This window comes from Streptomyces sp. NPDC005722 (genome assembly GCF_040630935.1).
GTDB lineage: Bacteria > Actinomycetota > Actinomycetes > Streptomycetales > Streptomycetaceae > Actinacidiphila.
In genome coordinates this window covers 60,841-69,958 of record NZ_JBEXYN010000015.1, presented here as the reverse complement: position 1 = coordinate 69,958, position 9,118 = coordinate 60,841, and the positions used below count along the sequence as shown (strand labels likewise).

Here is a 9,118-nt window from a genome sequence, read left to right as displayed (position 1 = left end):
GGCGCACGGACGTCTGTCCGTCCTGCGGTCAGACGAAAGGTGACACCGGATGTCAGAGAGCACCGCGCCTGCGCGACCGGGCCCGGCGGGCCCGCTGTCCGGGCTGCTGGTGGCCGACTTCTCCCGGATCCTCGCCGGGCCCTACGCCACGATGCTGCTGGCGGACCTCGGCGCGGACGTCGTCAAGGTCGAGGGCCCGCGCGGGGACGACACCCGCAGCTGGACGCCCCCGGTGCGCGGCGAGGTGTCCACCTACTACCTCGGGATCAACCGCGGGAAGCGCTCCGTCGCGCTCGACCTGCACGACGAGGCGGACCTGGCGGCGGCACGCGAGCTCGCGCGCCGGGCGGACGTCGTCATCGAGAACTTCCGGCCCGGCGGCCTGGTCAAGTACCGGCTGGACTACGCCTCGGTGCGCGCCGCGAACCCGGCCGTCGTCTACGCCTCCATCAGTGGCTTCGGCACGGGCGCCGGGCGCGACGTACCCGGCTACGACCTGATGGTGCAGGCCGTCTCGGGCCTGATGAGCCTCACCGGCGAGCCCGACGGCCCGCCCTACCGGGCCGGGATCTCCGTCTTCGACGTCATGGCGGGCAACCACGCCGCCATCGGCATCCTCGCCGCGCTGCGGCACCGCGACGCCACGGGCGAGGGCCAGCACGTCGAGGTCAACCTGCTGTCGTCGGCGCTCACCGGGCTGGTCAACCACAGCTCGGCCTACGTGGCCGGCGACGAGGTCCCGTACCGGATGGGCAACGCGCACCCGAGCGTGTTCCCCTACGAGCCCCTCCCCACCGCCGACAACGACCTGATCGTGGCCGCCGCCAACGACGGCCAGTTCCGCAGGCTGTGCGAGGTCCTCGGCATCCCGGGGGTCCCCGACGACCCGCGGTTCGCGCGCAACGCCGACCGCACCGCGAACCGCGGGGAACTGCGGCCGCTGCTCGTGGAGCAGCTGGTCAAACGGGGCGCCGACGAGTGGTTCGGGCTGCTGGTCGAGGCCGGCGTGCCGAGCGGGCCGATCAACACCATCGACGGCGGCTTCGCCCTGGCCGAGCGGTTCGGGCTCGACCCGGTCGTCACCGTCGGCGAGGGCGAGCGCGCGGTGCCCACGACCCGCCACCCGGTCACCTTCTCCGCCACTCCCGCCGTGTACCGGCTGCCGCCGCCGGAACTCGACGAGCACGGCGCCGAACTGCGCGCCTGGCTGGCCCGGGACCCGGAGGACACCCGTGACTGACCCGGCCTCCCCCGGCGGCTACCCCACCGCGCTGGGCGCCTCGGACCGCGAGTGCATCACGCTGCTCGGCCAGGACCTCGCCCGGGACATCATGGGCACGGTCGGCTTCGGCGAACTCGCCTTCTGGCTTGCGGCGCAGCGCCGTCCGAGCCGCGGCGAGACCCGGGTCTTCGAGGCCGTCCTCGCGGCCCTCGCCGACCACGGCTTCACACCGACGGCCATCGTCACCCGGCTCACCTACCTGTCCGCGCCGGACTCCGTCCAGGGCGCGCTGGCCGCGGGGCTGCTCGGCGGCGGCTCCCGCTTCCTGGGCGTCACCGAGGACACCGGAACGTTCCTGCACGGGGCCCTCGCCGCACACGGCGAACCGCCCCGCGACGACGCCGGCTGGGACGAGCTGGCGCTCCGTCTGGTCCGCGAGCGGCGGACGGCCGGCGGCTTCGTCCCGGGCCTCGGCCACCACGTGCACAAGGACGGGGACCCGCGCACCCCACGGCTGATGGGCATCGCCGCCGAGGAGGGCCTGTTCGGCCCGCACCTGTCGCTGTTCGCGGCCATCGGCCGGGTCCACCCCGAGGTCCTCGGCCGGACCCTGCCGCTCAACGGCGCCGGCGTGTGCGGTGCCGCACTCGCCGACCTCGGGCTGCCGTTGCCCCTGCTGCGCGGCTTCGCCCTGCTCGCCCGCACCGCCGGGCTCATCGGCCAGCTCGCCGAGGAGATGCGCGACCCGGTGGCGAACGACATCTTCCTCTCCGTCGACCTGAACAACCGGCCCGTCCCGCCCCGGCCGGTCCCGCCCCGGCCCGGCACCGAATCCGCAGGGAACACCAAGGAGTGACCATGTTCGTCAACGAGGAGAACCTCACCGAACTGGCGGCCCAGCGCTGGGCGACCTCGCACGACGCGCGCCAGGCGGAGCTGCTGTCCGCGCTGGTCCGCCACCTCCACGCGTTCGCCCGCGAGGTGGAACTCGGCGAGGACGAGTGGATGGCCGCGATCCGGTGGCTGACCGCGGCGGGCCGGATCAGCGACGACAAGCGCCAGGAACTGATCCTCGCCTCCGACGTGTTCGGGCTGAGCACCCTCGTGGTGCAGCTGAACAACAGGTTCGCGCCGCGGGCGACCCCGGCCACCGTGCTCGGCCCGTTCCACATCGACGGGTCGCCCGCCGCCCCGTACGGCTTCGACATGTCCGACGGCGTCCCCGGAACGCCGCTGTTCATCACCGGCAAGGTCACCGACCTGGAGGGCAAGCCCGTCCCCGGCGCCGTCCTCGACGTGTGGCAGGCGGACGCGGACGGCGCCTACGAGGCGCAGCTCCCGGAGGTCGACGAGGCCCGGCTGCGCGCGAAGTACCGGGCGCGGGAGGACGGCACCTACTGCGTGCGCACCATCGCCCCGCGCGGGTACGCCATCCCCATGGACGGACCGGTCGGCGACCTGGTCGGCAGCACCGACATCAGCCACTTCCGGCCGGCGCACGTGCACTTCCTCGTCGACGAGCCGGGCTACGAGAGGCTGATCACCCATCTGTTCCAGGAGGGCAGCGACTACCTGGACAGCGACGTCGTCTTCGGGACGAAGGAGGCGCTGGTGGTGCGGTTCACCGAGCGTCCCGCGGGCACCGCTCCCGACGGCACGTCGCTCGACGTGCCGCATCTGCACGCCGAGTTCGACGTCGTCCTGCAGCCCCGCTGAGAGGCCGGGCGGCGCGCCGGGGCCGGCGGCAGCCCGGCGTACGCCTCAGCCCGCGGCGGTGCCGCCGGGGGCCGGCGCCGCGGCGGGCCGCCGGACCTCGCCGTGGGGGCGGCTCTGCCACAGCGCCCAGTCCGCCGACACCTCCCCGGCCGCGCGCAGCAGCAGGGGGAGGTAGGTGCCGGTGAGCACGTCGACGCCGGTCTCGGCGGCGTGCACGGTGACGTTCATCGCGGCGCGGACGACACCGTCCCCGTCCCGCACCGGCACGGCGACCGACCGTACGCCGGGCGCGAGTTCCTCGTCGGCCAGCGCCCAGCCGCGGGCCCGGACCGTGCGCAGCTCCGCCGCGAACTCGCCGGGCGCCCGCCGCGGCAGGTCCGGCAGCCCGGAGCGGCTGGGCTCGGCCAGGACGGCCTCCAGCTCCTGCGGGCCCAGGGCGGCCAGCAGCACCTTGCCCTGGGAGGTCTGCGGGGCGGGGAACCGGGTGCCGATGTCCACCCGCAGCGCGATGATCTTCGGTACGGAGACCCTGGCCACGTAGACGATGTCCGAGCCGTCCAGCTGCGCCATCGAGGACGACTCCCCGGTCTGCGTGACCAGTGCCTCCATGTGGGGGCGGGCCACGTCCCACAGGCCGAGCGAGCCTACGTAGGACATCCCGAGGCGCAGCACGCGCGGGGTGAGGGTGAACGCGCCCTGGTCGGTGCGGACGTAGCCGAGTTCCTCCAGCGTCAGCAGCAGACGGCGCGCGGTGGGGCGTGCCAGCCCCGTGGCGGCGGCGATCTCGCTGAGCGTCAGCCGGCGGTGCACGGCGCCGAAGCAGCCGAGCACGTCCAGGCCGCGGGCCAGCGCCTCCACGAAGTCGGGACCGCTTCCGCGCCCTGCCATCCGATGCCTCCCGGCTCCACGTCCGCGATGCCCCGTCCACCGGTGACCGCAGGGCGGACCGTCCGCAGCCGGCGTCGCGCCTGCGTCCGTTCCCCTTCGGCGGTCCCGGCCGCACGGACATCCTCTCGGCGGCCATTGTACGGACGATCGTCCGCGCCGGCCGCCCTCCCCGCGAACGGTCAGGTACACCGGCCCGGCAGTCCTTTCCCGCGCCAGGGCCGACCGGGAAGTAGTTTCATCTGCCACCCATCAGGCCCCGCGGCATCCGCGGGCATTTCGGTGATCGCCTCTGCGGTCATCCCCACACCGCCCCCCACCTGCACGTCAACCGGTCACACAGCGCCACTTTACCGACGGCTGGATTCTCTTTGACCCGGACGTGCGCAGCTGATTGCCCGCCGATGAGAGAACCCCCCTTCCCCGTTGTGACGTGCAACTCCTTTTCCTCCGCGGCGCCCGCACGGATTTAGCATCGGGAAACGCATGACGGACATTCCGGTACATCAGTGAAGAGGTGACACCATGCCGATCCCCGTGTCCCAGGCCCTCGACGAGCAGGGGCAGACCGCCGCCGACAAGGCCGCCGGCCTCCTCAGTCCGGGCCGCTACCTGGTCAGCTCCCTGCTGGCCGGCGCGTTCATCGGGATCGCGGCGGTGCTGCTGCTCACGGTCACCGGACCGCTGGCGGCCGCGGGGTCGCCGTTCACGAAGCTCGTCCAGGGCCTGCTGTTCGCCGTGGGGCTCGTCCTGGTGGTCTTCGCCGGCGCCGAACTCGCCACCGGCAACATGATGACCAGCGTCCAGGGCGTCCTCGTCCGCAGCATCAGCGGTGCCAACGCGGCCGCCCTGATCGTGGGTTCGTTCGTGGGCAACCTCATCGGGTCCGTGCTCTTCGCCCTGGTGGTGCACGGCAGCGGGGTCATCGGCGCCGGTGCCGCTCCCGGGCACGCCGCGCCGGCCCTCACGCTGCTCACCTCCCTCCTCGAGACGAAGGCCGCGGAGTCCGGCTCGGCGCTGTTCTTCCGCGGTGTGCTCTGCAACTTCCTGGTCTGCCTGGGCGTCTGGATGGCCGCGCGGACCAGGTCGGACGGCGCCAAGATCACGCTGATCTTCTGGGCCCTGCTGGCGTTCGTCGGCTCCGGCTTCGAGCACGTGGTGGCGAACATGACGTACTACTCGCTGGGGATGTTCGAGCACGTGCCGGACGCGACGGCCGCGGGCTTCGCGCGCAACCTGCTGTTCGTGGGCCTCGGCAACCTCGTCGGCGGCGGCCTGCTGGTCGGCGCCGCGTACGCGTTCCTGGGCCGCGGCAGGCCGGGGAGGCCCGCCGGCGGGCCCGCCCCCGCCGAGGCCCCGGAGTCGGTCCCGGTCTGAGCGACACGGACGGCGGGCCGGCGGTGTGCCCGGAGGACCACCGCTGGACCGCGCCGGTCAGTGCACGTTCCCCCGCGGCTTCAGGGGCACGCGCGGCAGCTCGGGGGCGGGCAGCGCGTCGCCGTCGTAGCCCTTGACCTCACCGAACCGGGTGCCCGTCATCCAGTCGGCACGGGCCTGTTCGATGTCCTGCTGGGTGCGGCCGATGAAGTTCCACCACATGATGATCCGCTCGCCCAGGGGCGGCCCGCCGAGCAGCACCGCCAGGGCGGGGGCGTCGGAGTGGTTGGTCAGGGTCAGGGTGTCGCGGCCGGGGGCCAGGTAGCCGAGTTCGGCCGGGCTCAGCCGAGTGCCGGCCAGCTCGACGTCGCCGCTGTCGACGAGCAGCCCGTGCTCGTGGGCCGGGTCGACCGCGAGCACGACGGTCGCGCCGGGGTCGAGGACGAGTTCGGCGCCGAGCAGCGGGGTGAAGGTCGGCACCGGCGAGGTGTCACCCGCCAGGGACCCGAGGAACACCCGTGCCACGCCCCCTTGGAGCGCCACGGGCTCCGGGACGTGGTGCTGGAAGGCGGGGGCGGTGTCGCGGTGACGCTCGGGGAGCACCACCCAGAGCTGGACGCCGTGCAGCACGGTGGTGCGCTCGGTGGAGACCTCCGAGTGGCTGATGCCGTGCCCGCCGGTCATGAGGTTGAGCTCGCCGGGCCGCACCAACGCGTGCGTCCCGAGGCTGTCGCGGTGTTCGATCTCGCCGCTGAAGAGCCAGCTCACGGTCTGGAGCCCGGTGTGCGGGTGCGGCGCGACGTCCATGCCCCCGGTGTCGGAGACGTCGTCCGGACCGTAGTGGTCGGCGAAGCACCAGGCGCCGATCAGCGAGCGGTCCCGCTGCGGCAGGGTGCGCCGCACGGTCATCGCACGGGGTCCGCCGAGCGGGACGTCGCGGGCGGACAGGATCTCCACGGTGGTGGCTGACCGGAACTCGCTCATGTCGCGCTTCTCACACGTCGACTGCTTCGAACTTCAACAATCATGGTCCTGATGATACGGCGATGCCCGCGACGGACGACGGCGCATCCCGCGACGGCCGGAGACGGCCCGGCGAAGGAGTGCTGGTGAGCGACACCACGGTGGTACGGCCGAGCAGGCGGATCTTCATCGACAAGCAGAGCCCGCGCGCCTACAAGGCGATGGTGGCGGCCGCCGAGACCGTACGGGCCGTGGCCGCCGAGGCCGGCCTCGAACGCGACCTGGTGGAACTGGTGAACATACGCGTGTCGCAGCTGAACGGCTGCGCCTTCTGCCTCGACCGGCACACCAGGGCCGCCCTCACCGCCGGCGAGACCCCGCAGCGGCTGAACGTACTGCCGGCGTGGCGCGACACCGAGCTGTTCACCGCGCGCGAGCGCGCCGCGCTCGCGGTGGCCGAGGTGACGACGGACCCCACCGACGCCGGCGCCCAGGAGCAGGCCTACCAGGCCGCGCGCGAGGTGTTCGGGGACGACGAGCTCTCCGCCCTCATCTGGGTGGCGATCACCATCAACTCCTTCAACCGGGTCTCCATCCTGAGCAAGCACCCGGTCCGCCCCGGCCCGAGGCAGTGAGGCCGTCCCGTACGCGCGGGGCGCGGACCGGCCGTACATGACGGCGGGGCCGCGCCCCGCGCGTGCACGGGCGGATCAGCCGTTCGCCTTGCGCACCGCGCCCGGGCCGGACTGCACGCGCTCGACGTACTCCGGGGCGAGCCGGCTGACCTCGTCGAGGGCGGCGAGGTCGTCCTCGGTGAGCGTCAGCTCGGCCGCGGCGAGGTTGGCCTGCAGTTGGTCCATGCGGCTCGCGCCGACCAGCACGCTGCTGACCCCGGGCTGCTGCATCACCCAGGCGAGGGCCACCTGGGCGACCGTCGCGCCGTGCCGTCCGGCGACCTCGTCGAGGCGGTCGACGACGTCGTGGCCGCGCGTCTCGTCGACCGGCGGGTTCGAGGCCTTGCCCCAGCGCGTCGACAGGTCGCGCTCGGTGCCGCGGCGGAACTTGCCGCTCAGGAAGCCGCCCGCGAGGGGGCTGTAGACCAGCAGCCCGAGGTCCTGGTCACGGACGGCGGGAAGGACCTCGCGCTCGATGTCCCGGCCGACGAGGGAGTAGTAGGCCTGCAGGGAGGCGAAGCGCTCGAGGTCGTGCACGGCCGAGATGCCCAGCGCCTTCATCAGCTGCCAGGCCGCGAGGTTCGAGGCGCCGATGTAGCGCACCTTGCCCTGCCGCACCGCGTCGTCGAGCGTGCGGAGGGTCTCCTCGAGCGGCGTCAACTGGTCGAAGCTGTGGATCTGGTACAGGTCGATCCGGTCGGTGCCCAGCCGCCGCAGGCTGGCCTCCAGCTCGCGCATGACGTGGACGCGGGACAGGCCCATGTCGTTGGGGCCGACACCCATCCTCGCGAAGACCTTCGTGGCGAGGACGACGTCGTCGCGCCGGCCGCCGAGGATCCGCCCGAGCACCTCCTCCGACTCCCCGTCGGAGTAGATGTTCGCGGTGTCGATCAGGTTCACACCGGCGTCGAGCGCGGCGTCGAGCATCTTGCCGGACTCGGTGTCCCCGAGGCCGCCGAGCCTCTTCCAGAACTCGTGGTCGCCCCCGCCGAAGGACATGGTGCCCAGGCCGAGCCGGGACACCAGGAGGCCGGTGTTGCCAAGTCGCGTGTAGCGCATGTCGTCGTCGCCTTGCCTTTGCGTGTCACTGCCGCGCGGTCCGGACAGCGGTGCACCGCTGGGGGCACATCGGACAGTATGCACGACATGGTGTCGGACACCATGTCCGAGGCGCTACCGTGACCTGCGGCGGAGACCACGCACGTCCGGCCGACCAGGGAGCAGCACGCATGGCATCGATCACCCGCCCGACCCGGCAGACCGGACGCCGCGCGGAGTCGGAGGCGGCGGTACTCGCCGCCACCGAGCGGCTCCTCCAGGCGGGCGCCACCTTCACCGAGCTCGGCGTCCAGCGCATCGCCGCGGAGGCGGGCGTGGCGCGGTCGACCTTCTACCTGTGCTTCCGCGACAAGACCGACCTGCTGATCCGGCTCACCGCGCACATGAAGGAAGGGCTGTTCCGGATCGGCGGCGACTGGCGGCCGACCGGGCCGGAAGGCGGCCCCGACGGCCTGGCGTCGATCTACGCGGAGCAGCTGGCCTACTACCGCGAGCGCGGCCCGCTGCTCGCCGCCATCGCGGAGGTGGCGAGCTACGACGCCGAGATGCGCGAGGCGATGGTGCGCGAGCTCGGCCGGTTCACCCGGCACATCGCCACGCTGATCGAGGAGGAGCAGGAGGCCGGGCGCCTCCACCGGGGGGTCGACGCGGAGGCCGCCGCACAGGTGCTGGCCTGGGGCGGCGAGCAGGTCATCGCGCGCCAGGTGGCGATGGGCGACCCGGCCCGGGACGAGGCGGTCGCCCGGGACCTCGCCGAGTCGGAGTGGTACGGCACCTTCCGCCGCCCGCCGGCCTGAAGCCTGCCCGCGGGGCGGAACGCGCGGCGGATCGCATGCCCGTCCGTACGCCGGAACATGCGCCGGAGATATGTAAGGCCGAGATTTGACTCAGTCAATTCTCGGCCTTACGTTCGAGGGGCGGGGCGACGAGAGCCGCGCCCCTCCCCCACCCACCCGGAGCGAACTCCCGTGAAGTGCTACGACTGCGTCCAGGAGGCGCGCCACGACAGCGAGGGCATCGGCGTCTGCACCCGCTGCGGCCTGGTCACCTGCGCGGACCACTCCCGCGTCGTCCGCCTCCCCGTCCACCAGCCCAGGGGCCTCGGCCGGGCGACCAGCAGGCTGCCCGCGCGCCGGGTCGTCTGCGCCACCTGCCACACGGCCGAGACCGCCGACTGAGCGCGGCCGTACGGCACCCCGACTAGAATTGACTTCGTCAAATC

At 73.1% G+C, this 9,118-nt stretch carries 10 protein-coding genes; 7 read left to right on the top strand and 3 right to left on the bottom strand.

From position 1 onward, the window contains the following. Positions 1 to 49 precede the first annotated feature (49 nt). Genes ABZ479_RS19220 through ABZ479_RS19210 form a run of 3 tightly spaced genes read left to right on the top strand, consistent with a single transcriptional unit; the run spans position 50 to position 2,938 of the window. Positions 50 to 1,240 (top strand): CaiB/BaiF CoA transferase family protein, encoded by a 1,191-nt coding sequence (locus ABZ479_RS19220; RefSeq protein ID WP_500462686.1) that lies wholly within the window; start codon positions 50 to 52, stop codon positions 1,238 to 1,240. Next, positions 1,233 to 2,078 carry a citryl-CoA lyase gene (locus ABZ479_RS19215; RefSeq protein ID WP_500462685.1) on the top strand — a complete coding sequence of 282 codons (846 nt, stop codon included), beginning with the start codon at positions 1,233 to 1,235 and terminating at the stop codon, positions 2,076 to 2,078. Before ABZ479_RS19220 ends, ABZ479_RS19215 begins: the two co-directional genes overlap by 8 nt. 2 nt (positions 2,079 to 2,080) lie before the next feature. After that, complete coding sequence (locus ABZ479_RS19210) at positions 2,081 to 2,938, top strand: dioxygenase family protein (RefSeq protein WP_500462684.1); 858 nt, start codon at positions 2,081 to 2,083, stop codon at positions 2,936 to 2,938. 45 nt (positions 2,939 to 2,983) lie between these two features. On the opposite strand, the gene ABZ479_RS19205 is transcribed toward ABZ479_RS19210, so the two are convergent. Further along, positions 2,984 to 3,826, bottom strand: coding sequence for an IclR family transcriptional regulator domain-containing protein (locus tag ABZ479_RS19205; protein ID WP_500462683.1), 843 nt, complete (start codon positions 3,824 to 3,826; stop codon positions 2,984 to 2,986). A 522-nt stretch (positions 3,827 to 4,348) separates the two neighbouring features. Between ABZ479_RS19205 and ABZ479_RS19200 the strand changes: the two genes are divergently transcribed. Beyond that, on the top strand, positions 4,349 to 5,200 hold the full coding sequence (locus ABZ479_RS19200; protein ID WP_500462682.1) for a formate/nitrite transporter family protein: 852 nt from the start codon (positions 4,349 to 4,351) through the stop codon (positions 5,198 to 5,200). Between the two features lie 57 nt (positions 5,201 to 5,257). Here the strand turns inward: ABZ479_RS19200 and ABZ479_RS19195 are convergent, their stop codons facing one another. After that, complete coding sequence (locus tag ABZ479_RS19195; protein WP_500462681.1) at positions 5,258 to 6,184, bottom strand: pirin family protein; 927 nt, start codon at positions 6,182 to 6,184, stop codon at positions 5,258 to 5,260. 125 nt (positions 6,185 to 6,309) lie between these two features. Between ABZ479_RS19195 and ABZ479_RS19190 the strand changes: the two genes are divergently transcribed. After that, the gene (locus tag ABZ479_RS19190) at positions 6,310 to 6,798 is read left to right on the top strand and encodes a carboxymuconolactone decarboxylase family protein (protein ID WP_500462680.1); all 489 of its coding nucleotides are present in this window, start codon (positions 6,310 to 6,312) and stop codon (positions 6,796 to 6,798) included. 75 nt (positions 6,799 to 6,873) lie between these two features. Here ABZ479_RS19190 and ABZ479_RS19185 read toward each other — a convergent pair whose 3' ends face one another. Then, on the bottom strand, positions 6,874 to 7,896 hold the full coding sequence (locus ABZ479_RS19185) for an aldo/keto reductase (protein ID WP_500462679.1): 1,023 nt from the start codon (positions 7,894 to 7,896) through the stop codon (positions 6,874 to 6,876). A 170-nt stretch (positions 7,897 to 8,066) separates the two neighbouring features. On the opposite strand from ABZ479_RS19185, the gene ABZ479_RS19180 reads away from it, so the two are divergent. Together ABZ479_RS19180 and ABZ479_RS19175 are read left to right on the top strand one after the other, a co-directional pair. Further along, the gene (locus tag ABZ479_RS19180; RefSeq protein ID WP_500462678.1) at positions 8,067 to 8,693 is read left to right on the top strand and encodes a TetR/AcrR family transcriptional regulator; all 627 of its coding nucleotides are present in this window, start codon (positions 8,067 to 8,069) and stop codon (positions 8,691 to 8,693) included. A gap of 171 nt (positions 8,694 to 8,864) precedes the next feature. After that, on the top strand, positions 8,865 to 9,074 hold the full coding sequence (locus tag ABZ479_RS19175; protein WP_499605186.1) for a DUF2180 family protein: 210 nt from the start codon (positions 8,865 to 8,867) through the stop codon (positions 9,072 to 9,074). Positions 9,075 to 9,118: the final 44 nt, after the last annotated feature.